Raw genomic sequence first — 21,877 nt, 5'->3', positions numbered from 1 at the left:
GTACTCCCCCAGATCTCTGTGGCGGTCTCACCCAGAACGGCTGCCAGGCTCTCGGCCGGCGAGCCTAGGGTTCTACTCGTGTCCGCCCCGGCTTCGAGGAGTCGGCCTGCATCGCCTGGCGCCCCGGAGACCACCTACCTGGACACGTCCAGCGGCGGCGGTTCCAAGAGCTGACTGACACCCGCCCTTGGTCTGGCAAGAGGAAGCGTCGTTCCTTGTGCTGGAGCGGCGGGACTCGCGTTGGCACCGTTGATTTCCTTGGGACGCGACGGCCGGCAATTTTTCTTTGAGATTACCCAGCCAGCGGAATAACCGGAACGCCTTCGAGCGTAATGTCTGCAGGCGGGGCTACCACGTGGGCGGTGATACCTTCTACACGCAGTTCATCAAGGAGCACGTGAAGCATGGCGTCTCCCATTTGCCGGGTCAGTTCTCCCTTCGTATCTGTCCAGACCATCGGCCCGCGGGGCGTCAGGTAGACATCGGATACGAAATTTGGCGTGTAGGCCGCTTCCCACGTCTTCGCCGCCTGCTCTTCCGCAAGTCTCTGCTCCGGCGCGAGCTCGCTACCGTACTCATCGATGTGAAAGAACCGCACGGCAGCCCTGCCGAGTGCATCGGCAGCCTTACTAACATCGTCGCTCACCACGAGAAATGCTGGAGATGTTTCCCAGCCGTCGCCGAGACTCGCTTCGTACTTCTCGCCTTGCCGGTCGAAGATGTCCGGCTCAGCAGTCACCACAGGAGCCTCTTCCAGCGCACTGCCACTGGAAGCACCCACTGGCACTGAGGCCGGCGGCTGCTTCGAAGCAGGGGGCTGTGCGCTGGCCGACCCTTCGATTGTTGCGGTTGGCGACGCTGCAGGGACTGCGCGATGAACGTCGGTCACGGCCCCGGTGTTTGGCGAAAGCGAACAGCCCGCCGCAACAAGACAGAGCCACACTATCGCCGACACGGCCACGGGCGCACGCCACCCTGTGCGTGCCGTAACCCCTGTGGTCGGGGAATCGCGCCAATGGGAGGGGTCATAGCCATTGATGAGCGGCAAACGTCTCACCGGCTGGTCGTTGTACTCTTTGGCGGCGGTGTGATGTGAATCAGCAGCATCATGTGAAACGGCAGTTTCTTGTGAGCCGGCAATGTCTTTTGAAACGGCTTCGAGCTTGCCCACGTCGCCGTCCGAGTCCAGTTCCCGACCGTCCTTCCGGACATCCCTGGCCCGCTGCCTCACAGCCATGTCAGCTCTCCCATCGCGGACGAGGATCCGGCTACCTGAACCACTAGTGCCAACCCTAGACGCGCCCCGTCGCCGAAACCCGCTGAACCCCATCAAGAAATGTGCAATTTCTCCCAGCCAAACCGACGGGAAATGCCGTCAAGCATCCTCGTACATCCTCCGATTAAGAATCCCTTAAGAGCTTTGAATCATCCTTGAACACATCGGACCCCATGGATGCAAAACGTAAGCGAAGCAACCAGTACCCAGCCGATGACCAGCCATTGAAATCGCTGATCATGGTCCATCAGCACGCTGATAAATCGTTCCAGCCATATCAACCACATTGATCCGAAGGATGAAGATGTCGCAAACAATTGCTACTAAAGGAATCGCTGCTTCCATGCTCATAACAGGACTGGTGAGCTCGGGTCTGCTCAGTTTTGCACAACCCGCGCATGCCGGATACTGCACATATAACTGCCCAACCGGAAGCTCGGGTACTGGCACCGTCGCTCCGCCCAAAACGCCGGTCATAGGTGTCGCAACATCGGGTGTACCCGGCGGGGCCATCACAGCGACGGCCAACTGGAGCGCTCCGCCTGCCGATTCCGATCCCGTTTTTCGGGCGGAGGTCAATGGCTATCGAGTCCTCGCAAAGCGGTGGCAGCCAGTTTATGACACGAACACTCAAACAACACGATGGGTGGTTGTAGGCAGTACGACTTCAGAGGTTCTCGCCTCATCGGTTTATGCCACTCCCCCAAAAACTCTCTCCATGACTCTTCCAGGAACCGGCACGTACTCGTTCCAGGTCCAAGCGATGAGCGGAGCGGGCGATAGCCCCTACTCGGCTGCTTCAAATCTTGTAACGGGCCAGTAAGCGAATTGCAGCATACTAATACGATGACGGTCGGTCCGGCTCTAGGCCGCGGCCGACCGTCACCCGCGCCCAAGATATGCTGGCACACAAGAGATCAGCGAATCTCGGGTCAAACATCGTCAAATGAGTTGGTCAGGACCGCGGAGCCGCAGTGGGTAGCGCCGTGCCAGTTCCGGTACCGAGCGCCGAGATTCCAAACGAACAAGACTGATTCTTGTTGGCTTAGCAAATGTTCGTTGCGAATTACCTCTTCGGCTCTGGCCCTGCGCATCCTGGAATGGAGCCACCGGAAAGAAACCCTCGTCGTCTGCGGACCCTCCGCAACAGGAAAGACCTTCTTCCTCGAAGCCTCGGCCAGCAGGCCGTCGAAGAAGGGATGCGCGTCGCGGCTTTGACGAGCTCATGCCCAAAACCCTCGCCACCACGACCGTCGACCGGCTCCTGCACCACGCCCACGTCTGCCAAACAACTGGCGATTCCATCCGCCTCACCCAGGCCCTGGCCGGAAAGGGCATCATGCCGCTGAACTAAACCCCAAACCGGTGGCCAGCACACCCCACCCCGAACTCGGGCAAACCTCCTGGCCACCCCTGGGCAGCTCTACTGGCCAGTGGTGGGCAGAAATGCTGGCCATCAATGGGCACTTCCCAATGGCCGTTGACAGCGGGAGGCCGAAATGCCAAGCTCGCCAAGTGACCTCTCCACCCGAGGAGATCAGGCCGGACGTCACACCATCTATGGCCTCTTCACGAGATTTCGACGTAAGCGATGGATAAGTCCGCGCATCAGGCCAAACGAGTTGCGTTGACGGGCCAGCGTTAGGATCACCTGAACCCAACCGCGCTTTCGGCATTTTCCTGACTTAAGGGAAAGGCCCCGAGGTAGCCCGGGCACTGTGTTGACCCCCAACGCAGTGCCGGGAGGCTAATCGGCCGCGTCGCGGTCTTAACCAGCCCCGTGGATGGTCAGCCTGGTGAACGGGGCCGGGGGCTTAGGCGAGAAACCCCTTCAGTCCTGGACGCGGCAACAGTTCGGTGTTGCCGTCCATGCGACCCGGAAGCGCAAGGTGTGGAGTTTGCCGATAAATGGCGGCGTTTTGTGATCGATCTTTGTCGCACTACTGCACCGGCTGCCTTGAATCTCTAGGGTTTTGAGGCGCAAGGGTTTCGAGACAACGGGCTGGTCGAGAGGTTATACGGAACAGACGACAGCCGGCCCCACCCTCCGGCTTCCCGTGCGGGAGCAAGAGGGTGGACCGGCTAGTTCGGGTCTTACCTGGATGCGGCAGCGGACTTCAGCGGGTGCGTGTTCTGTTTTTACCTTCGTCGGCGAAATTCTGTGGGGACATTCCGATGGTGTCCAAGTCGAGGTCCTTTGACTCCTTGGCTGCGGCGACCGCGGTGACAGCGATGAGGGTTGTCAGGACGATGATGGCGACCAGCGGCCAGGTACCGCCTGACCAGAGGACGAGGGCGCTGGCGATGACCGGGGTAAACCCGGCCAGAAGGATGGCTGCGGTCTGGTAGCCGACGGAGATTCCTGTGTAGCGGACTTCTGTGGGGAACAGTTCGCAGTAGAAGGCGGGGAGTACGGAGTAGACGGCGGCGTGGCCGAGGGTGAGGAAGATGGCTACGCCGGCGATGATCGCGAACGGGTTGCCGGTTTGGATCATGGCGAAGATGGGCCAGGCGCTGACGATGATGACTCCGGCGCCGAAGAAGAACGTGTTCTTGCGGCCGATGCGGTCGGAGATGGCGCCGAAGACCGGGATCATGGCGATGTTCAGTGCCGAGCCGATCATGACGGCCACCAGGCCGTAGGATGCCGGCAGCTTCAGCGTTGTGGCCACGTAGGAGAGCAAGAAGACGGTGAAAAGGTAGTAGTTTCCTGCTTCGGCAAAGCGTGAAAAGAGGGCAATGACCAGGGACCTGCGGTGCTCCTTGAAGACAACCGGGATTGGCGCTTTTTGCTTTTCCTGTTTCTGTTCGGCTTCGGCTTTGGCGGCGAGGAAGGCTGGGCTTTCGGAGGCATTGAGCCTGATGTACAGGCCGACAGCAGCCAGCAGCACGCTGAGAAGGAAAGGCAGGCGCCAGCCCCACTCGATGAACTGGTCCCCTGAGATGGCCTGGGAGATGGCGACGGCTCCGGTGCCCAGGAGCAGGCCGCAGGAGACGCCGATCTGGGGCCAGGCTCCGAAGAATCCGCGGCGTCCCTTCGGGGCGTTTTCGACGGCGATGATCGCGGCGCCTCCCCATTCGCCGCCGACGGCGAAGCCCTGGGTGAGGCGGAGGATGCACAGCAGGACCGGCGCCCAGAAGCCGACGCTCTGGTAGGTGGGGAGCAGGCCGATGGCGGCCGTGGACGCGCTCATGATGAGGAAGGTCAGGATCAGGGTGGATTTGCGTCCGATCCGGTCACCGAGGTGGCCGGAGACGAAGGCGCCGACGGGACGGGCGAGGAAGCCGACGCCGAAGCTCGCGAGTGCAGCGATCTGGGATACGCCGGGTTCGGTGGAGGGGAAGAACAGTGTGCCGAAGACGAGGGCGGCGGCGGTGCCGTAGACGGTGTATTCGTACCATTCGATGATCGCTCCGACGGTGCCGGAGATCAGGCTTCTGCGGCGGATCTGGTTAGGGGTCAGGCCGGCGAGGTGCGCTGTTGTCATGCAGGTTCCATTTCAGGATTGTGGGGCGGCAGGTCAGGCAGTTGTCTCGTCGATGAGTATCGCGGCGCGGGTGACTTCGCGGGCGAGTGACTTTTCGAGGGCCTCTTCGACACCGTCGAGGGTGAAGGTCGCGTCGATCATGGCATCGAAGGGGTACTTGTCTTGGTGCTCCGCGAGGAAGGCCAGGGACTTGTAGAGGTAGCGGCCTTCATAGCGGTCCACGTGCTTGATGGTCAGGGCTTTGCGGGTGACGTAGCCGGGGTCGAACGGGATGGCCCTGCCGGGAGAGAGGTTGCCCATCACCAGGTAGCGTCCGCCGCGGCGGATCTGCCGCAGCCCCTCGGCGAAGGCATCGGGGACACCGGTCAGCTCAATGGCGACGTCGGGGCCCTGGCCGCCGGTGAGGCGCTGGATAGCGGAGATCCTGTCCTCGAGGTCCGGGATTTCTGCCATGTTGATCGTGTGGGCGGCCCCGAAACGCCGGGCCTGTTCGAGCCTGGGTTCGGAAGGGTCGATGACGATGACGGTCGCGCCGCGCTCCACGGCGACGGCGACGGCGTTCAGGCCCAGTCCGCCGGCCCCCTGGATGAGCAGGGTTTCGCCGTACTGCAGGCCGATCTGGTCGATGCCGAAGGTGACCTGGGAGAGGGCGCAGTTGGCGCTGGCGGCCACGGAGTCGGGGATTTCGTCGGGGACTTTGTAGACGTGCTGGCGGGGGTGGATGTAGTAGTGGGTGCCGAAGGCGGCGTGGAAGTGGGGCGCTTCGGTGGGCTGTTTGCCAAAGAATTCGTAGGCGTTGTCGCACAGGTTGGGCTGTCCGCCCAGGCACCTGGCACAGCGGTCGCAGGTTTGGAAGTAGGTGGCGACGATGCGGTCTCCGGGGCTGAGTGGTTGGCCGGCGTTATCGGTGGGACGGCCCTCGCCGATGGCGGCGACGGTGCCGACCATTTCGTGGCCGAGGCCGCCGCTTTTCTTGACGGGGTGTTTGCCGTTCCAGATGTGCAGTTCGGAGCCGCAGACGTTGGCTCTGGTCACTTTCATCAGGATTGCCCCGGGTTCCGGGGCGGGAAGCGGGTACTCGGTGTAGTCGAGTTCGCGTGGGCTGGTCATGACGGCAATGCGGCCGTAGGCGGTTTCAGGCATTGGGGGTCCGTTTCGTTGGACGGCAGTTGCCGGGGGCTCGTGGGCGCCCCCGGCAACTGCCCGCTCGTGTTGTTAGTGGGCTGTCTCGTCCGCGGGTGCTCCGCCGGCGACGGCCGGAATGTGTACGGGGTCCGCGACGTGCTGGTGCTTGCGGGAGAACAGGACCGCGACGCCGGACAGGACACATGGGATTGCTCCGAAGAGGAACGCTGCGGTGGCCCAGTTGCCGCCGTTTGAGAGCAGGGTTGCGGCCAGGGCGCTGGAGATGATGGCGCCGATGGGTCCTACTGCTGCAACGAAGGTGGCTCCGCGGCCGCGGATGCGGGTGTCGTAGCTTTCGCCAACGAAGAACAGGACGCAGGAGTACGGTCCGATGAGGAAGAACGTTCCGAGGCTGTAGAGGGCGACAACAGTCCAGAAGTCGCTGGGTCCGAAGATCATGGCGGTGAAGACGATGCCACCGGTGATCCAGCCGAATGCGATGACGTTGCGCCGGCCGAACTTGTCGCCGAGGAATCCGTGGGTGAGGTAGCCGAGGTAGGCGATGAGGTTGGACATCAGGAGGATGGCCAGGGAGTTGGTGAAGGACACGTTGTGGACGCTGACCAGGACGGTGGTGCCGAGGACGCTGAAGACCTGGACGGGGAAGTAGTTCAGGATGTGCCCCAGCGCCAGGGACAGGGTCGTGCGCAGGCTCCGGCCGCGGAAGACATCAGCGAGGGTGCTGCGGGTTTCGTGCTCTTCGATGCCGAGGGCCGCGGAAAGGTGTTCTGCGTCGGCGTGGTGGCCGGCCTTCTGGAGCTGGCGGATCTTTTGGATGGATTCGAACTGGGGTGATTCGCGCAGCTTGCGGGCCAGAGCCGCGACGATCAGGGACGGGACTGCTGCGAAGACGAAGCAGCCGGCCCAGCCGATGGTGGGGAGCAAGACGGCGGTCAGCGCTGCGGCGAGGATGGCGCCGATGGGCCATCCGCCCTGGACGAGGGAGTAGATGAAGCCCTGCCGCTTCTTGATCCGAGGGTCATCGGACGCGCCGTAGAGTTCGCTGAGGTAGGCGCCGTTGACGCCCTGTTCGGACAGGCCCAGGCCGCTGAGGGACCGGATGGCGACCAGGGCCGCGACGGGAACAATGCCGCCCAGGGCGGTCAGTGCCGAGGCGATGCCGGCTCCGGCGGTGGTGAAGGCGAGCCCTGCTTTGCGGCCGAATTTATCGACGACGGGTCCGGCGAGCAGGCCCAGGGCGACGGCGCCGACGGACATCCAGGTGACCATGGTGGCCTGTTCGGCTTCGTTCAGGCCGAGGTCTTTGCCGAGTTCGGGCAACAGGGTGCCGAAGAGGATAAAGTCGTAGACCGCGAACGCCCAGGCCAGGAAGGCCAGGATGGTCGCGAATTTGATCTGCCGGTTGGTGACGTGCGCCGGCCGCCAAGCCGTGCTGTTTGTTGAGGACATGTTCCAGCTCCATTGATGGGTACTGATGAATGTGATGGGGGTTGCACCTGTTTTTGGGCGTGACTGCCTAAGGACGTGGCGGCAGCAGGGCCGTGCAGTGCGGTGATGCGCCGAATGGTCGGCGCTGTGTCCGGCGGGCCGGACAGTTCCGGCCCGCCGTTAAGGCCGGGTCCTAGGCGGAGTTACCTTCGATTTCTTCGAGGATCGGCAGGAGGAACTTGCGGAACTCGTGGTAGTTTTCGGTGACCGGGAAGTGGCCGAGCTTGGGCATTTCCCAGAACTTGGAGCCCTTGACCAGGTTGGCGGCTTCCTTGGTGTCGGCCGGGGAGGTGTTGGGGTCGTATTCGCCGGTCAGGAAGTAGAGCATGCACTTGCTGGTGTCGATTGCTGCGGCTTCTTCGGGGCTGACGTTGTGGTCGTAGTAGTAGTAATAGAGGTCGCCGGCGAAGATACCGGGTCCGCCGCACTGGTACTCCCACTGGATTTCTCGGACGTTCTCCTCCGGCGAGTACGGGGAGATGTTCAGGAGCATCGCCGCGCCGGTGGAGGTGCGTGAGACGTTGGGGTTGTCGAACTCGCGGCGGATGCCGTCCATGCCAACCTCCACATACTCGGCCGCGGAGCGAAGGGCGCCTTCGACGGAGATGGTGGCGCGGTAGCGGTCGTTGAAGTTGGAGGCCAGGTCGATGGCCAGGTGACCGCCCATGGAGCTGCCCATGTACACGGGCCGGTCCAGTTCCAGTGCTTCGGAGAGCGCGTTGGGGAAGGCCATCATGCGGGACTTGGTCATGTTGTATTCGCGGGTCCACCATTTGTCTCCGTGCGGAGGCAGTGATTTGCCGTGGAAGGGCAGGTCGAAGGCGATGACGCGGTAGCGGGAGGTGACTTCTTCGTCGTTGAGCAGGTGCCGGTACTGGCGGCCGTCGGAGCCGGCGGTGTGCCCAACGATCAGCGGGATGCCCTGACCGGCTTCTTCGTAGTAGACCCGGTATTCGATGTCCTCGACGGTGAGGTAGACGTAGCCACCCTTGATGGGTTCGAACTTTGCCATGGCTGTTACGCTCCTTCGCGGTTGAGCTGGCGGAAGATTTGCATGAGCCGGTTCAGCGCCGGCAGGTAGGCGTAGAGCTGGTGGGTGTTACTCAGCAGCACGCCGTGTTTGGCCGATGAGCTTTGCAGGGACTGGAAGAAGGGCCGCGGATGCTCGGCGGTCATGTCTTTCCACTGCTCGTCGGTGCCTTTGATCCAGATCGCCGCGTCCTGCGGGTCCGTGTCGGCGGGTTCGACCGAGAGGAACTTCCCGTCGTCGTAGGCGGCCAGCCATGCCTTGTCGCCGATGGAGACGTGCAGTTTGCCGGTGTAGTAGCGCATTTCGCGGTTGAACTCGAAGTCCTTGGTCGCGGTCTGCAGCACTTGTGCGAAGTCACGCATGGATTTGCCTTTCATCATTGAAAGCAGGGGTGGTGGGGGTGGCGAGGTATTCATACATCCTCGTGTGGTCTTCGGCGCCGTGACCGGCGTCGAGGACGGACTGCCAGATGGCTTCGCAGTCGTGGCTGAAGCGGGCATCAACGCCCAGTGAATCGGCGAGGGCGGTGGCGATCTTGATGTCTTTGGTCATCAGCCCGATCGGGAAACCCGAACCGAACGTGCCGGACAGCATGAACTGTGCAACCTTGTTCTCTGACGTGTTGCTCCGGCCCGAGGAGGCGTTCAGGACCTGGGTCAGGGTTGCCGGGTCGATGCCGAAGCGTTCGCCGACGCGGAGCGCTTCGACGGTGGCGGCTACCGAGGCGGCAGAGACCAGATTATTCAGGGCCTTGGTCGCGTGGCCGGAGCCGGCGTCACCAACATGGATGACTGATTTGCCCAGGACATCGAAAATATCCGTGGCCTGGTCCAGGTCGTGCCAGCGGCCGCCGACCATGATGGCGAGTTGACCGTTTTGGGCTCCGCGCACGCCGCCGGAGACGGGGGCGTCCAGGTACCGCATGCCCTGCCGTTCGAGCCGTGCGCGCAGGTCGCGGGAGCGGATCGGTTCGGAGGAGGACATGTCGATGAACAGGGTGTTCAACGAGGCGGCCGCGGCCACTCCCCCGGTCAGGACTGCTTCGACGATGTCGGAGTTGGGCAGCATCGTGATGATGATGTCGGCATCCTGCCAGGCTTTTGCGTCCGTGGCCGTCCGTGATGTGGGGTGCTGGTCCTGGAACCGCTGCACGGCGCCTTTGTCGCGGTCGTCCACGATGAGGCTGTGGCCCGCAGCGGCGAGGCGGGAGGCCATGGGGAAGCCCATGTTGCCCAGGCCGATGAAGCCGATGGTGCTCATGCTTCGGCCTCCATCTCTTTGAAGACCTCACGGGCGAGGCGGAAGCTCTCCAGGGCGGCCGGGGCGCCGCAGTAGATGGCGACCTGAAGGAAGACTTCCTTGATCTGTTCCTTGGTGACGCCGTTGCGGACCGCGCCGCGGACGTGGACCTTCAGTTCGTGGGGCCGGTTCAGGGCGCTGATCATGGCCAGGTTAATCAGGCTACGCTGGGCGCGTTCCAGGCCTGGGCGGTTCCAGACATCGCCCCAGCAGTACTGGGTGACAAGTTCCTGCATCGGCATGGAGAACTCGTCCGCGCTGTCCAGGCTGCGCTGGACGTACTCGTCGCCGAGGACCTCCCGGCGGGTGTCCAGGCCCTTGTCAAAGAGTTCCTGGTTGATGGTGGTGGTGCTCATTGTGCTACTCCTTGTGCTGCTTCCTTGGTGGCGTTTAGCGGGGTCTGGTCCCAGACGGCCTGGATGTTGGTGAATTCGTGGACGCCGAGGTAGGAAAGTTCGCGGCCAAAGCCGCTCTTCTTCACCCCACCGATCGGGATGCGCGGGTCCGAGACGGAGAGGCCGTTGATGAAAACCCCACCGGCGTCGATCTTCCGGGCCATGGCCCGGGCCTTCGCATTGTCGGCGGTCCAGATCGCGGCGCTGAGCCCGAATGCGGAATTGTTGGCCTTTGTCAGGGCGTCCTCGGCGTCCTCGGCAGCGATGACGGTTGCCACCGGGCCGAAGATCTCCTCTTTGAAGGCCGTCATGGCTTCGGTGACGCCGGCCAGGACCGTCGGGGCGTAAAAGGAGCCGGGACCGGGGATGCGGTGACCGCCGGTCAGGAGCTCGGCGCCTTCAGCGACGGAGCGCTTGACCTGGTCATCCACGTCCAGGAGGGCCTCTTCTTTGGCCATCGGGCCGACGAAGGTGTCCGGGTCGGTGGGGTCACCGACCTTGAAGCTTTCAACCCGGCGGGCGAGCTTGGCGGTGAACTCGGCATAGACGGGCCGTTCGACGATGATCCGCTTGGCCGAGATGCATACTTGGCCTGCGTTCACCATCCTGCCGGTAGCTGCGGCGTCGACGGCCTTGTGCAGGTCGGCGTCGGCCAGGACGATGAACGGGTCCGATCCCCCGAGTTCGAGGATGACCTTCTTAAGCGCTCGGCCGGCTTCGGCGGCGACGCTCTGCCCGGCGACGGTCCCGCCGGTCAATGCGACGCCCGTGATCCGCGGGTCGTGGATGATCGCAGGGACCTGGTCACGGTCGCAGTTCACGACGGCGAAAGTACCCCTCGGGAGCCCCGCCTCCTGCCACAGGGATTCCAGCGCCAAGGCGCAACCGACCACGTTTGAAGCCGGCTTCAGGAGGTAACCGTTGCCGCCCAGGATGATTGGGGCCGCGCCGCGGAAGATCTGCCAGACCGGGAAGTTCCATGGCATGATCGCCAGCACCGTGCCGGTGGGCAGGTAGGAAACGTAGGCTTCCGGGCCGATTGTTGTTGGCGTGTCGGCCAGCATGGCCGGGCCGTTCTCTGCGTACCAGTCCAGCATGTTCGCGCACTTGGTCACTTCAGCCTGCGCCTGCGTGACGGGTTTGCCCATTTCGGCTGTGATCACCCCAGCGAGCTTCGCCGTGTCTCGGCGCAGCAGTTCGGCAAGACGGCGGAAAACCTCAGCACGCCGGACCGGGGATGTCTCCCGCCACTGGGCAAAACCTTCGGCGGCGGTCTGGACAACCCCCGCGACGCCCCGCGCATCCAGATAGGGATAGGCCGCGACCTCCTCGCCGGTGGCCGGGTTCGTCGACTTGGCGACGGCAACTTCGATGGTGCCCATAATTGTGTTCCTTCAAGTTCGTATGTGATGGGACTAACAACGACTCTAGAAGCCCGGGACACTTTGATAAATAAGAAGTTTCCGAAGTTTCACTTCTCAAAAACAGAAGGGTCTGGAGCGTACTTCGGGCTTCCCGGTTTGCCCTTCTCTCTCAGGGCGGCTTGCGACCGAAGAGGCAGGTATATGCGCCCAGTGCGGTTGAAAAGAATCTCGAAGACTGTCATCATTCTGTGAACGTGATGCTTCGGTGTGCATCACTTCGCTCAGAGAGAATGAGGACGATGGAGATCTCGCAGCTGGAAATCTTTCTTGCCGTAGCGGAGACGGGCAGCATCACCAAAGCCGCCAACAAGCTTCTTCGTGCCCCCTCCAACGTTTCGACGCGTATTCAACAGCTGGAGCGGGAACTTGGTGTCAAGCTCCTGGTCCGGGATAAGCGGCAAAGCTCCCTTTCGGCCGATGGGGAGATCTTCCGCGATCATGCCCAGAAGATCATCGACCTGTGCAACGACGCTAAAGCCTTCACGGCACAGGGCGAGCCCCGCGGCAAGTTCCGTCTCGGCGCCCTTGAAAGCACGGCTGCAGTCCGGATACCACCCATTCTGGCAAGCTTCCATCTCCGCTACCCCGCCGTTGACGTGGAACTCGAAGCCGGCTCCTCGGGAGTTCTGTTCGACCACCTGTTGAACGGGCAACTCACGGCAGCATTTTCTGACGGAAAGCCGGCTGTACCTTCACTCACCGGCATCAGGGCCTTTGCGGAGGATCTGGTCATCCTCACTCCGCAGACTGTCACCGAGATCAATGACGACTTCAAGGCATCCCACCCGACCGCCTTCATGTTTGGCACCATCTGCTCTTACCGCCAGCGCTTTGAGGACTGGCTCGAGTCTCAAGGAATGGTCCCGGGACGAATCGTCGAAATCTCCTCGTACTACAGCATGCTCGCCTGCGTCGCGGCCGGCGGTGGCATCTGCATGATGCCCAAATCCCTCCTCGAAACGCTGCCCGGAGCAAGCCGCGTCCAGGTTCACGGGATAGAAGGCACTCTCGGCACCGCGGAAACCTGGCTGATGTGGCGGCGGGACTGCCGGTCCGCGAACCTCAAAGCCTTCATCACCGAACTCAAGGACCACCTCAACCCGGCAGGGCAGACCGTGTCTGCGGCTGCCTAAGGGCCGTCACCAGGATCCGCAGCGTCGGACCATCGCTACTGAAAAGCCCCGCTATGTTGCCGGCATTGGCGGCGCCCCTCCGGCTGGCTCCGGACAGACAGTACTGCTGCCGCCCCGGCCACGGAATCACGGGAAAGCAGCGAGCTCGACGCCTTCCCTGTGGTCAAAGGCACGCCGTTGCCCGCCGTCATCGATCACCCATACAACGGCCGAATCAGCCGTTTTCGTATCAATCGTCGCCGGGTAGCCTTGGCGGCCGGGCTCCGTCACGACCACCTTGTCTTCCGGGGACAGGCCGGACCAGTCCCGCACGAGGCGGTCCTGATATGCCGTCACGATCTCGGCTCCATAAAAGTAACCGGCATCGACATTCCCAAGCCATCACACCAGGCGTCGAGCACTGCACCTGCCAGTCGACGGATCCGTTCACGGAACTTCATGCGGCACATCCTCTGAGGTGTAGGTGGAGACGTGGCGGTAAACCAGCCGGGGAATGATCTGACGGACGCCTACGTCCAGGAAATGTGGACTTTCCCTGTGCCGGTCGAAATCTTCCGCCTCGTGGTAGGACTCGAGAATCACGATCTGTTCCGGATCCTCCCCGCCCCGATAAAAGTCATAGGAAAGGTTGCCCGGTTCCCTGCGGGTAGCGGCTGCCATTTGCGCCAGGAGACCGAGAACGTCCTCCGTCATCCCCTGCTTGACGCCATACTTGGCGACTACGTTGAACAAAAAACTCTCCCTTGAGCATGGTGTGAAACAGAATCGGGACCTCCGTCCGGTGACACCAGAATATTTGGGCCCCAGACTTCCTTGTAGACGCACTTTGCCAACATTTACTTCTCCCAAAGAGAACACCTCGCACTTAGAAGGATGATTCGAACCGGGCACCGGGGCGAAGGAGCAGAGCCTGGGCCTCATCGAGGCGCTTCGTCTAAACGAACTTCTTAAGGCCGTTTTGGCAGGAGCTGCAGAGAACCAATTTCGAGGCGTCTCGAAACCCTTGCGTTTCAAGACAGTCGACCGGCGCGTGCCGTGAGTGTGTGCCTCGAGCGGTGCGTGCTACAGCATCTGAAGGATCGGCCTAGCGATCGAGGGTGGCATTTAGCGCTGCGAAAAGACGGCCATTTATTGCTGCGGCGCACAGCGCAAAAAGCGCCGAAGACAGCAGACGTGAATGTTGACTCTGTCAACACCATCTTTGACAGGACTACGGCCGGGATGGGACTCCCAGAGGCTCCCACGATCGCACCGAAGAATTGCCTGCACAGAAAATCGGCGCGGTCATGTCGTCTTCGATCTCTCGGCACATGAATAGGTGTAGGCCAGCCTGGGCATACCCGACAGAACCGGAAGGAGGAACAGCATAACCACATGTCAGCAGGCGGAGCGCTCACCAGCCAGGACACTGAGCCCGCCACCCCCCACACCTGCATAGGCTCCGCGGCAGCCAGGCCAACGCCCGCACCCCTAGCGTCAGAGGCGCACCAGCGCAAGCTTTGTCAACACATCAAAGCAAAAAGCTCTCTGCCGAGGGAATATGCCGTGCCCGAGGTGGGACTCGAAACTGAATTCCCGCCCTTGCAATGACCGGGCATCCGCGAAAACATCCGGAATCCGGAGCAGTCCGGAGCCGGTAGAAGACGATCCGAAGCTGAGACTGTGGACAATGTGCACACACCCCGATTTCACCTCCTGCCGACGATCAAACCAGAAGACCGCGCTCTCCGACGAATGGGTACGTTCCTCTTCCCGGTACCACGAGGTGCCGAGGCGCAAAACCCTGCTATGTAGTGATTCACCTACGAGGAAGAATTACGCTGCTGGGCAGACAGGCTTGGCTAGCTTTGGAAGTCTGCTCGCAGTAACCAAACCTGGTCCTCCGAAATTGATGCCTTTGTTCACGCTGGTACTCCGGACACGTCCCGCGCTTGTCAGGTGTGGCTGGAGATCCAGTTCGACAATGGGGTTGCCAGTCATCGATTGGCGGGACGCCTGGCAGCCACAGCGGCTGATAATGTATGTTCCCCGAGACCGAATTGCGGACTTATGCGGGACGGGAAGAGCCATACAAGATCGGTCCCTTGCAGGCTGCAAGGGACCGATCTCTTGTGGATATAAGGCGAATGCAAACACGGATCCTCGAAAAGCTCACACTCAAAAGACCGTCAGACTTCCTCGGGATCAGCACGGAGAACAGGCACCAGTACCTTCGCCAGGCCAAGTTTTCCTGCGCCTTACCCTTGGCTTGGTACCAGATGTCCAGTTTGCCTCAATGGGGCGACGGGCTTAGCTATTCAGGTGCCCATCCCGAGGTGAGCGCCGCCAGCCACATCCAGAGACACGCCGGTGATGTAGCGGTTCTCCGGGTCAGCGAGGAAGAGGATGGCGCGGGCAACTTCGTCCGACTCGGCGAAGCGGCGCATCGGGAGCTGCGCTGCCCGTTTGGCCCTGTTCGCCGCCGCATCCGGTCCTGAGTCTTTTGCGAATTGTGCCCACATGGGAGTGTTCACCGGTCCCGGTGCGATGGCGTTAACCGATATGCCGTCGGGGCCAAGCATCTCGGCGAAGGACCACATGATGTGAAGTACCGCGAGTTTGCTTGCATTGTAGGGCAAGTAGTTGAGGCGGGCTTCTTTGGCTGCCACGGAAGAGAGGATCACGATCGCGCCCCGAGTTCCAGTCCCGCGCATTGATTGTGCGGTTTCCCGGACCATGGAGAACGTTCCGGAGCCGTTGATCCGCATGATGGAGTCGAACTCTTCGGTCGTTGTTTTCATGATGTCGGCCGTCGGGCCCAGGACGCCCGCTGCGTGGACGAGGGCGTCAATGCGCCCGTACTTCTCTGTGGTGTCGCGGACGACTGTGGCGCACTGTTCTTCAGAGGTGATGTCGAGCGGGAAGAAATCGGCCAGCTCCTGGCCTTCCTTTGGCGCGCGGTCGGCACCGATGACGCGGGCCCGTTCGGCGTTGAGTGCGTCGACGACTGCATTGCCGATTCCGCCGCTTGACCCGGTTACCAGAACAACTTGGTCTTTGAGGCTCATCTGACGACTCCGCTCGTCTCTTGCTGCCCTGCGGTTGGCTTATGGGCTGCTCGTTTCATCTTTCCAGGTCCTTAGTTGAGGTGTTGAAGCGCGGGTTGTTTGCCATCCCAAACCAGGGGATGGATCACGTGCCCGTGCTGTTTAGCTGTTGCCGCTCGTGGCGTGGCTTGCCCATAGCCGGCCTTCTTGTTCTTCTGTGGGCAGTCCGGAGGCGGCAAGGATCCGGTCGAGCAAACGCTGGGTATGAACAGCTTCGCGACCGGACGTGAGCGGCTGTTCGCGGTCAGCGACCCGGTCCAGGAAGTGGTGGACGGCGGCGGAGAATCCGAGTGTATCGGTCGCTGTTGCCCAGCCGTAGGCCTCGGCGCTGAGTTCGCGTGATGTGGTGACTCCTTTGACGGTGGTCGACACGGTCTCGGGTGCACGCACTTCCACGGTCTTGCCGTCGCCGTAGGCGTCGAGTTTTTCGTTCCAGGCACCTGCTGTTCGGGCCGCCATCAGTACCCCCGTGTTGCCGGTGCTGAAGCGGATCATGGCTGTGGTGCCGTCTTCTTCCCACGGATCATTACCGGCCGCGTGGGCGGTCACGTCCACGGGTTCGCCGCCGCAGTACCAGCGCAGCAGGTCGACCATGTGGATGGCGTTCTCGAATGTGGCGCGGTATTCCGATCCCGGGCGGTTCTTTTGGGCGACGCAGAAGGTAGCGCCCTTCGTGCCAAACACTTCGCGGCCGGCGGTGTAGACGGGTGCGTAGCGGCGGTTGAAGTCGACCATCAGGATGCGGCCGCGTTCGTCGGCAAGGTCGGCCAGACGCTCGGCATCTTCCGTGGCGGGCGCCAGCGGTTTCTCACAGAACACATCGACGTCGTTCTTAAGGCACAATTGGACGGCGTGGGCGTGTTCGGAACGGGGTGTGAGGACAAAGACGGCGTCCAAATCCTGGGCGTCAAGCATGTCTTCCACGGACCGGTAAGCGGCGCCGAACCCCCAGCGCCGGACCAGGTTGCCCGGGTCTTCGCGCCGGGATACCAAGGCTGCCAGCTCGATATCATCGCGCTGGACGAGTGTGGGCAGTTGGGCGATGGTGGCGATGTTGCCGGCGCCGATAACGCCGACGCGGAGGCGCTGGCCGTTCATCGGGCGTTCTCCATTTCTGCAATTTCCGCGAGCATGACGCGCAGTGCGTTCGCGGATTCCCGGAATCCGTCCTCGGGGGCGGGAAGGTCTTGCGGGTGCCAACGGTATTCGTACTCGATGCTCAACAGGTCGTCGTAGCCGTGTCGCAGCAGGGCCGCGAGGATCTGGGGCCAGGGAAGGACACCGGTGCCGATCACCTGCGATCGAACGGCACGCTCCGATGCGTCGACGCGGGCTGTTTCCGTCGCGCGGAAGGCTGCGTTGGGGTCTGTGAAGACGAGGTCTTTCGCGTGGACGTGACCGATGAGGTCGCCTTGGACGGCAAAGGCTTCCTCGACTGATTCATCGTGGGTGAAGGTGAGGTTGGCCTGGTCGTAGAGGACACGTATGGCCGGGTGGGCAATCTCCCGGACGAGCGCGGCAGTTTCTGCCGCGGTCTGGGTCATGGTGCCGAAGTGGTTTTCCACGCACAGCCGCACGCCGGCCTGTTCCGCTTCGGGTGCCAGGACCTGCAAGGCCTCCCGGAGTTTCTCCCATCTCCGGTCGTGGTCGGTGTCGCCCGGATGCCAGGCTCCGGCGTACACGCGGACCCGGTCGGCGCCGAGCAGATGCGCGGTTTCAATCGCGCCGCGGAATTCGTCGACTCCCCCGCGCCACTCATTCCCGTCGAGGGAGTTAATGGCGGTGGTGTAGGGGTAAGACCGATGATGGGCAGGCCCTCGCCTTCTGCGGCCTTCAGTGCCTCCAAGGCAGCGCGGCGGTCTCCCTGAGGCAGACCTGAGGTGTAGCCGTCCTGGTAGATGACTTCGGCGGCATCGAGCCCCGCGGCCCGAAAAAGCTGTAGCGCCTGGGGAACCGTGTGGTGTGGAGTGCCCAGTGTGTGACCTGCAAGCCTCATTGTTGAATGTCCTTCCTGGAAATGTCTTGTGTGGCCGTCCAGTCCGCTGGACCGACGAGCCGGGGTGGGGATGCGACGCGGGAGCGGTCGACTATTTCCATCAGCAGCCCCCACGGGGTAACGAAGTAGGTCCAGCGGTTGCCCGCCACGCGCGGACTGTCGCCCGCGACTTCCTTGCGCTCCCCCAGTACGCGCACGCCGGGCGTCTCCTGGAGCACGCCGATCGCTTCGTCGACGTCATCGACCACGAAGCACAGGTGGTGCCCGCCGGCGTCGCAATGCCGTGGCGCGGTGACGCGCCGCTCAGCGCTGCTCCACTCGAACAACTCGATGTTCAGGTTTGGGGGAAAACGGAGCATAGCGAGAGTGAGCCGGGCATCGGCAGGGACATCGAAGTTCGCGGGCATGAACTTTTCGTCGGGTCCGCGCTCGGAACGGTACAGCTCTTCGGCACCGAGCACCTCGACGAAGAACCTGATGGCGTCCTCGAGGTTCGGAACGGTCAGCCCGACGTGGTCGGTGTACTGCAACCCAGGCAGCCGCCGACGGGCCCGCGTAGTGGTTTCGGTCATTTGCGTGGTCCTGCCGTTGAGGAGCGCACCAACAGTTCAGGTTCCAGGACGACGTGGTCCACCGAGCCATTAAGATTCTGCTTTTCCGCCAGTTCGATGGCGATGTTTCCCATGTCTGCGATCGGCTGCCGCACGGTAGTCAGGGCCGGGTTGAACCGTGCCCCCAGGGCCAAGCCGTCAAAGCCAATGACCGACACATCCTCCGGCACCCGCACGCCGCTTTGCCCCAAGGCCGAGATCACCGCGAAGGCGACCATGTCATTGGCGGCGATGATCGCCGTCGGCGGATTTTCCATCTCCATGTAGTGTTGCGCCGCCCGGGCTCCTGCGTCCGGATCGGAGCCGCTGTCGAGAACAAGCGGTTTGCTGTCACCCTGCGCGGACAGCTCCAAGTAGGCGTCCATCCGGTCCTGCGCGGTGTGGGTTCCTGCGATGCCGGAGACGTAACCGACGGACGTGTGCCCCAACGACCGCAGGTGCTCCAGGGCCAAGGTGATGCCGCGGCGGCTGTCGACCGTCACCGTTGGAACAGATGAATCCCCTTCGACCCGGTCGATCACAACCACCCGGTGGCCAAAATCAAAGCGCTTCAGGGCCTCTGTGTCGACCTTCGTTGAGGGAGCGACAATCCCGAAGGGCGCGTACATGGCCTGCATCGCGGTGAAGTACCCCTCGGTCTTGGCAGGGTCACCGTTGGTGACGCACAGCAGCAGCTGGTAGCCGCGCTCATCGGCCGCCTGCGTCATGGTCTTGGCGAGTTCTGCAAAGAACGGGTTCGTGATGTCGGGCACGATCAGGGGGACGAAGGTGCTGGTCTTTCGGCGCAGCGCCTGGGCCAGCGGGCTCATGGTGTAACCAAGCCCTTCAGCGACTCGTAGGATGTGTTCGCGGGTTTCGCTTTTCACCGCTTCCGGCCGGGAGAATGCCCGGGACACCGTTGAGCGGTGGACACCGGCAGCCTTCGCGACGACGTCAATGCTAAGGTCGGCCATTTTCTTTTCCTCCGTGCTGGTCGTCATATGCCTGCCAAATCGGGCGCATCACATCTTCGAGCTGGGCCAGCGTAGTCAGGCCCCGGAATCCATCTTCCAGCGTCCGGGCTACGCTGCGCACGAACGGATCGTAAAGGGGGTCGCTGTCCACGTTGATCCTGTCGACCTCCGTGGTGCCGTCCAATGCCGTGAACGCAGCTGTGCCGTCCGAATTAACGGCGGCGAACCCTGCCTCACCGGCCGAGGTAAAGCTGCAATAGCGCTTCAGCGGCGAACCAGGGAAGGCATAGCCGACCTCCACGATGGCCTCGCGTCCCTCCGGGGTGGAAATGATGAGACTGGCGTGATCCTCAACAGCCTGATTGTGAAGAACCGATGAGAGCCGGGAGTCCACATGGGCTGCTGACTCACCGCTGCCCTGAAGGAAGAGGTCAACAAAATGCGGCGCCAGGTTGGCAAGGCAACCCCCGCCGGCCTTATCGGGGTCGAGCATCCAGGGATTGGCGTTCTCGAGATACCGGGATGGTGGGCCGGCAATGAATGTACTTCGTTGGTAAGTGGGTCGGCCTGCCTTGGCAAGCCAGCGCTGTGTGGGCCCGCCGCGCTGGACCAACGGGACAGTGACAGGGACGCCAGCTGCCTCGGCGGCTCGACGCACAGCAGAAAGCTCCGCAAGGGATGTGCCCAGCGGCTTTTCCACGACGAACGGTATACCGCGCTCGATCAGCGCGAGACACTTCTCGGCCATACCGTCGTGGGGGCCGAAGACGTAGGCAAGTCCAACGTCGGGGAGATTAACCAGCTTCTGCCAGTCGGCTTCGACCGGCGCACCCCAGCCTTCGGCCAGGTCCTGCACCTGCACTCGTAGTACGTCGTCGTCACCGACTCCGACCACCTCGTGTTCTTCGGCAATGGCCCGCGCACAGAGCGGAACATGCCAGTGGGAAGCACCCAAAACGATTGCGCGTATGTGTGTCAACCGCAATACCCCCTTGTATGAGATCGGTTGCTGAGATCGGTTGCAATAACACTATGGATGGTGGCAGAGTTTGTCAACGGATACCACATACCGACCCGTGCCGGGCCACCCGGAAAGTCCCGGGCACCCGGCCAATGAGAGGCCATCATGTATAGGAAACTTCGCACCCTGCAAACCATCGAGGAATCGGGCGCCGTGCTTATCGTGCGACTGGAAAACGCCGACGTCGCAGAACGCGTGGCGGAGGCGGCGATCGCCGGAGGCTTCCGCGCCCTGGAAATCACGCTCTCGATCCCGGGCGCCGTTGAGGTGATCAGCCAACTTTCGACCAAGTACAGGACCGATGGAGTAGCGGTCGGAGCCGGAACGGTTCTGGATGAACACTCAGCCTACGAATGCATCCGGGCCGGCGCCGATTTCCTGGTCAGTCCCCAGTTGAATCCGGCAATGATCCGCACCGCCAACCGATACCAGATACCGACCATCAGCGGCGCCTACACACCCACTGAGCTTGTCAACACGGCGGAGGCAGGCGCTGACATTCTCAAACTCTTCCCCACCGAGGCCGGCGGCATCCCCTACGCCAAGTCGGTACTCGCCCCGCTTGCACACCTGCCCATCATGCCGGCCGGCGGCGTCACGGTAGAGAACGTCGGCGAATGGTTTGCCGCCGGCGTGGCCGGTGTCGGCGTCGGAAGCTATGTGACCAAGGCATGGCAGCCGGACGGCGACTTCTCCCGCGTCACCGAAGCCGCAAAAGAGTTCCTCTCAGCGGTAGCAAAGGCACGCCAATGACAGCTCCGCAAGTCTTCATCGTCATTGGCCCTGCCGGCTCGGGAAAGACAACGACTGCCCAGCAAACAGCAAAAGAGCATGGGGCTGCATACCTGGACAAGGACAGGGTCAGTGGACGCTTCGTCGAATTTGCTCTCACCGCGGCCGGGCACGACCCCACCGACCGCGAGTCCAACGACTTCTACCGCGACAACTTGCTGCCCCTTGAGTACGAGACCCTCATGGATGTGGCAGGGATAAACCTGCGCCTCGGTCGATCCGTAGTCCTCGACGCTCCCTTTGGGGCCTATTTCCGGGAACCCGACTACCTACGCCGCGTGGCAGAAGAATTCCAATGGCCATCGCCGAAGATCACCGTGATACGGGTCCGGGTCCCCCGAGACGTTCTACGTACCCGACTCGCCCTGCGGGGCCTTGACCGGGACCAATGGAAGCTTGCGCATTGGGACGAGTACTGGGCCTCCTACGGCAGCTTGGACTGCACATGGTCAGGCGTCACAGTCCTGGATCTCAATAACGAAAAGTCCCTGCCGGTTCAGCCAGAACCCTTGCAGGCCACACGCTCGGTTGATCCCCCACCCCCGCCACTCACTGCCCGTGAGGGTTTCTGACCCAGCTATTTGTAACCCAGAAAATACCGTTGACAGGACTGTCCAGTCTCCGTATTGTAGCTTGCAACCGATCTCAGCAACCGATCTCATTTGTGAGGTCTACTGCAACCGATCTCAGGGAAAGACGCCGGACCAGCTTCTTTCCCACAGCAAGTCAGGCAACGCCT

The 21,877-nt window shown here is 62.3% G+C and carries 21 protein-coding genes; 4 read left to right on the top strand and 17 right to left on the bottom strand.

Going from position 1 to position 21,877, the window contains the following annotated elements; translation table 11 throughout:
• Window positions 1-292: 292 nt before the first annotated feature.
• A complete protein-coding gene (locus tag OUO20_RS05690; RefSeq protein WP_268003026.1) occupies window positions 293-1,171 on the bottom strand; it encodes a hypothetical protein in 879 nt (292 codons plus the stop codon).
• Window positions 1,172-2,501: 1,330 nt separating this feature from the next.
• Between OUO20_RS05690 and OUO20_RS21435 the strand changes: the two genes are divergently transcribed.
• Window positions 2,502-2,630 (top strand): ATP-binding protein, encoded by a 129-nt coding sequence (locus tag OUO20_RS21435; RefSeq protein WP_326498071.1) that lies wholly within the window; start codon window positions 2,502-2,504, stop codon window positions 2,628-2,630.
• A gap of 763 nt (window positions 2,631-3,393) precedes the next feature.
• Here the strand turns inward: OUO20_RS21435 and OUO20_RS05680 are convergent.
• The 8 genes from OUO20_RS05680 to OUO20_RS05645 form a co-directional block, all read right to left on the bottom strand.
• Complete coding sequence (locus tag OUO20_RS05680; protein WP_268003025.1) at window positions 3,394-4,764, bottom strand: MFS transporter; 1,371 nt, start codon at window positions 4,762-4,764, stop codon at window positions 3,394-3,396.
• Between the two features lie 33 nt (window positions 4,765-4,797).
• Window positions 4,798-5,907, bottom strand: a complete 1,110-nt coding sequence (locus OUO20_RS05675) for a zinc-binding dehydrogenase (RefSeq protein ID WP_268003024.1) — start codon at window positions 5,905-5,907, stop codon at window positions 4,798-4,800.
• A 72-nt stretch (window positions 5,908-5,979) separates the two neighbouring features.
• Window positions 5,980-7,359 (bottom strand): MFS transporter, encoded by a 1,380-nt coding sequence (locus tag OUO20_RS05670; protein WP_268003023.1) that lies wholly within the window; start codon window positions 7,357-7,359, stop codon window positions 5,980-5,982.
• Between the two features lie 172 nt (window positions 7,360-7,531).
• On the bottom strand, window positions 7,532-8,410 hold the full coding sequence (locus tag OUO20_RS05665) for an alpha/beta fold hydrolase (RefSeq protein ID WP_268003022.1): 879 nt from the start codon (window positions 8,408-8,410) through the stop codon (window positions 7,532-7,534).
• Between the two features lie 5 nt (window positions 8,411-8,415).
• Window positions 8,416-8,790 (bottom strand): hypothetical protein, encoded by a 375-nt coding sequence (locus OUO20_RS05660; protein ID WP_268003021.1) that lies wholly within the window; start codon window positions 8,788-8,790, stop codon window positions 8,416-8,418.
• The gene (locus OUO20_RS05655; RefSeq protein WP_268003020.1) at window positions 8,783-9,688 is read right to left on the bottom strand and encodes an NAD(P)-dependent oxidoreductase; all 906 of its coding nucleotides are present in this window, start codon (window positions 9,686-9,688) and stop codon (window positions 8,783-8,785) included. Before OUO20_RS05655 ends, OUO20_RS05660 begins: the two co-directional genes overlap by 8 nt.
• The gene (gene pcaC / locus OUO20_RS05650) at window positions 9,685-10,083 is read right to left on the bottom strand and encodes a 4-carboxymuconolactone decarboxylase (RefSeq protein WP_268003019.1); all 399 of its coding nucleotides are present in this window, start codon (window positions 10,081-10,083) and stop codon (window positions 9,685-9,687) included. The genes OUO20_RS05655 and pcaC overlap by 4 nt, the downstream gene beginning before the upstream one ends.
• Window positions 10,080-11,504, bottom strand: coding sequence for an NAD-dependent succinate-semialdehyde dehydrogenase (locus tag OUO20_RS05645; RefSeq protein WP_268003018.1), 1,425 nt, complete (start codon window positions 11,502-11,504; stop codon window positions 10,080-10,082). Before OUO20_RS05645 ends, pcaC begins: the two co-directional genes overlap by 4 nt.
• A gap of 281 nt (window positions 11,505-11,785) precedes the next feature.
• Between OUO20_RS05645 and OUO20_RS05640 the strand changes: the two genes are divergently transcribed.
• Complete coding sequence (locus tag OUO20_RS05640) at window positions 11,786-12,679, top strand: LysR family transcriptional regulator (RefSeq protein WP_268003017.1); 894 nt, start codon at window positions 11,786-11,788, stop codon at window positions 12,677-12,679.
• 126 nt (window positions 12,680-12,805) lie between these two features.
• Here OUO20_RS05640 and OUO20_RS05635 read toward each other — a convergent pair whose 3' ends face one another.
• The 8 genes from OUO20_RS05635 to OUO20_RS05600 form a co-directional block, all read right to left on the bottom strand.
• Window positions 12,806-13,015, bottom strand: coding sequence for a hypothetical protein (locus tag OUO20_RS05635; RefSeq protein WP_268003016.1), 210 nt, complete (start codon window positions 13,013-13,015; stop codon window positions 12,806-12,808).
• 90 nt (window positions 13,016-13,105) lie between these two features.
• Window positions 13,106-13,411, bottom strand: a complete 306-nt coding sequence (locus tag OUO20_RS05630; RefSeq protein WP_268003015.1) for a putative quinol monooxygenase — start codon at window positions 13,409-13,411, stop codon at window positions 13,106-13,108.
• A 1,565-nt stretch (window positions 13,412-14,976) separates the two neighbouring features.
• A complete protein-coding gene (locus OUO20_RS05625; RefSeq protein ID WP_268003014.1) occupies window positions 14,977-15,726 on the bottom strand; it encodes an SDR family NAD(P)-dependent oxidoreductase in 750 nt (249 codons plus the stop codon).
• Between the two features lie 141 nt (window positions 15,727-15,867).
• The gene (locus OUO20_RS05620) at window positions 15,868-16,863 is read right to left on the bottom strand and encodes a Gfo/Idh/MocA family protein (protein WP_268003013.1); all 996 of its coding nucleotides are present in this window, start codon (window positions 16,861-16,863) and stop codon (window positions 15,868-15,870) included.
• Window positions 16,860-17,486: a sugar phosphate isomerase/epimerase family protein gene (locus tag OUO20_RS05615; RefSeq protein WP_268003389.1), complete on the bottom strand. Its 627-nt coding sequence runs from the start codon at window positions 17,484-17,486 to the stop codon at window positions 16,860-16,862. Before OUO20_RS05615 ends, OUO20_RS05620 begins: the two co-directional genes overlap by 4 nt.
• A 271-nt stretch (window positions 17,487-17,757) precedes the next feature.
• The gene (locus OUO20_RS05610) at window positions 17,758-18,333 is read right to left on the bottom strand and encodes a VOC family protein (protein WP_268003012.1); all 576 of its coding nucleotides are present in this window, start codon (window positions 18,331-18,333) and stop codon (window positions 17,758-17,760) included.
• Window positions 18,330-19,325, bottom strand: coding sequence for a LacI family DNA-binding transcriptional regulator (locus OUO20_RS05605; RefSeq protein ID WP_268003011.1), 996 nt, complete (start codon window positions 19,323-19,325; stop codon window positions 18,330-18,332). Before OUO20_RS05605 ends, OUO20_RS05610 begins: the two co-directional genes overlap by 4 nt.
• Complete coding sequence (locus tag OUO20_RS05600) at window positions 19,312-20,304, bottom strand: Gfo/Idh/MocA family protein (RefSeq protein ID WP_268003010.1); 993 nt, start codon at window positions 20,302-20,304, stop codon at window positions 19,312-19,314. The genes OUO20_RS05605 and OUO20_RS05600 overlap by 14 nt, the downstream gene beginning before the upstream one ends.
• A gap of 147 nt (window positions 20,305-20,451) precedes the next feature.
• Between OUO20_RS05600 and OUO20_RS05595 the strand changes: the two genes are divergently transcribed.
• Both OUO20_RS05595 and OUO20_RS05590 read left to right on the top strand, forming a co-directional pair.
• A complete protein-coding gene (locus OUO20_RS05595) occupies window positions 20,452-21,099 on the top strand; it encodes a bifunctional 4-hydroxy-2-oxoglutarate aldolase/2-dehydro-3-deoxy-phosphogluconate aldolase (protein WP_268003009.1) in 648 nt (215 codons plus the stop codon).
• Complete coding sequence (locus OUO20_RS05590) at window positions 21,096-21,710, top strand: AAA family ATPase (RefSeq protein WP_268003008.1); 615 nt, start codon at window positions 21,096-21,098, stop codon at window positions 21,708-21,710. The genes OUO20_RS05595 and OUO20_RS05590 overlap by 4 nt, the downstream gene beginning before the upstream one ends.
• Window positions 21,711-21,877 lie beyond the last annotated feature (167 nt).

Origin of the sequence: Arthrobacter sp. FX8, from assembly GCF_026723805.1 — a bacterium.
Classification (GTDB): Bacteria; Actinomycetota; Actinomycetes; order Actinomycetales; family Micrococcaceae; genus Arthrobacter.
Note: the sequence above shows the minus strand (reverse complement) of the source record. Positions and strands in the feature narration are given on the sequence as shown.

Bases quoted from the DNA above. Each gene is read 5' to 3' on its own strand.
- OUO20_RS21435 (WP_326498071.1), top strand. From the start codon at position 2,502: ATGCCCAAAACCCTCGCCACCACGACCGTCGACCGGCTCCTGCACCAC.
- OUO20_RS05680 (WP_268003025.1), bottom strand. From the start codon at position 4,764: ATGACAACAGCGCACCTCGCCGGCCTGACCCCTAACCAGATCCGCCGC.
- OUO20_RS05675 (WP_268003024.1), bottom strand. From the start codon at position 5,907: ATGCCTGAAACCGCCTACGGCCGCATTGCCGTCATGACCAGCCCACGC.
- OUO20_RS05670 (WP_268003023.1), bottom strand. From the start codon at position 7,359: ATGTCCTCAACAAACAGCACGGCTTGGCGGCCGGCGCACGTCACCAAC.
- OUO20_RS05665 (WP_268003022.1), bottom strand. From the start codon at position 8,410: ATGGCAAAGTTCGAACCCATCAAGGGTGGCTACGTCTACCTCACCGTC.
- OUO20_RS05660 (WP_268003021.1), bottom strand. From the start codon at position 8,790: ATGCGTGACTTCGCACAAGTGCTGCAGACCGCGACCAAGGACTTCGAG.
- OUO20_RS05655 (WP_268003020.1), bottom strand. From the start codon at position 9,688: ATGAGCACCATCGGCTTCATCGGCCTGGGCAACATGGGCTTCCCCATG.
- pcaC (WP_268003019.1), bottom strand. From the start codon at position 10,083: ATGAGCACCACCACCATCAACCAGGAACTCTTTGACAAGGGCCTGGAC.
- OUO20_RS05645 (WP_268003018.1), bottom strand. From the start codon at position 11,504: ATGGGCACCATCGAAGTTGCCGTCGCCAAGTCGACGAACCCGGCCACC.
- OUO20_RS05640 (WP_268003017.1), top strand. From the start codon at position 11,786: ATGGAGATCTCGCAGCTGGAAATCTTTCTTGCCGTAGCGGAGACGGGC.
- OUO20_RS05625 (WP_268003014.1), bottom strand. From the start codon at position 15,726: ATGAGCCTCAAAGACCAAGTTGTTCTGGTAACCGGGTCAAGCGGCGGA.
- OUO20_RS05620 (WP_268003013.1), bottom strand. From the start codon at position 16,863: ATGAACGGCCAGCGCCTCCGCGTCGGCGTTATCGGCGCCGGCAACATC.
- OUO20_RS05610 (WP_268003012.1), bottom strand. From the start codon at position 18,333: ATGACCGAAACCACTACGCGGGCCCGTCGGCGGCTGCCTGGGTTGCAG.
- OUO20_RS05605 (WP_268003011.1), bottom strand. From the start codon at position 19,325: ATGGCCGACCTTAGCATTGACGTCGTCGCGAAGGCTGCCGGTGTCCAC.
- OUO20_RS05595 (WP_268003009.1), top strand. From the start codon at position 20,452: ATGTATAGGAAACTTCGCACCCTGCAAACCATCGAGGAATCGGGCGCC.
- OUO20_RS05590 (WP_268003008.1), top strand. From the start codon at position 21,096: ATGACAGCTCCGCAAGTCTTCATCGTCATTGGCCCTGCCGGCTCGGGA.